General features: G+C 73.6%; 1 protein-coding gene. It reads right to left on the bottom strand.

All coding sequences use genetic code 11. From position 1 onward, the window contains the following. Nucleotides 1–90: 90 nt before the first annotated feature. On the bottom strand, nucleotides 91–686 hold a 596-nt coding region (locus GJ693_RS16465; protein ID WP_207789978.1), incomplete at its 5' end, for a uracil-DNA glycosylase family protein.

The raw sequence follows: 686 nt of genomic DNA, 5'->3' as shown, positions 1-686 counted from the left end.
TGGGCGGCACTGGCGGCTGCAGCGCTGCTGGCACGGTGATGGCGGCGGCGGGCGCGGCGAGCAGCAGCGCCAACAGGGCGGCCCGGCGCCTCATCCGATGGCGGCCCGGAACAGCTTGAGATGCTCGAAGGCGAGGCGCTTCAATTCCTTGTTGCCGCCCATGGCGCGCGGGTGGATCGACGGCATCAGTTGGGCGCCGCGCCATTCGAACCAGCGGCCCCTGCTGCTGCCGAGCCGCGCCTGGTTGCCGGCCAGATCGGCAGCGACTTGGCCCAGCGCCAGCACATGGGTGGGCGGCGCCAGCTCGGCCAGCCGCTCCACCACCGGGGCGAAACGGGCGAGGGCAGCGGCGGTGGGCTCACCATCCCCTGGCGTCGGCCACGGCAGGCGCGACACCAGGGCGGCGCGGCTCCAGTCGAGATCGATGGCGGCCAGCATGCGATCAATGGTCTCGCGGTGGGCAGGATCACTGTCGGGCCGATCGATCAGCACCCAGACACGGCTTTCCAGCGCGCCGTCGAACAGCAACGGCGGGCGGGTGCGGGCATCGGGAAAGCGGCCGAGCAGGGCGAGCAGCGCCGGCACATCGCCACAGGCGCGGGCCGGATGGTCAGCCGGCGCTGTTGGCGGGGCGGGGGCGGCCTTGCGCGGCACGTTGGAAGAGACAGGGGCGGGGACCGGGGCCG

This window comes from Sandarakinorhabdus oryzae (assembly GCF_009733735.1).
Classification (GTDB): Bacteria; Pseudomonadota; Alphaproteobacteria; order Sphingomonadales; family Sphingomonadaceae; genus Sandarakinorhabdus; species Sandarakinorhabdus oryzae.
The sequence above is the reverse complement of the archived record's forward strand: the minus strand, read 5'-3'. Positions and strand labels throughout refer to the sequence as shown.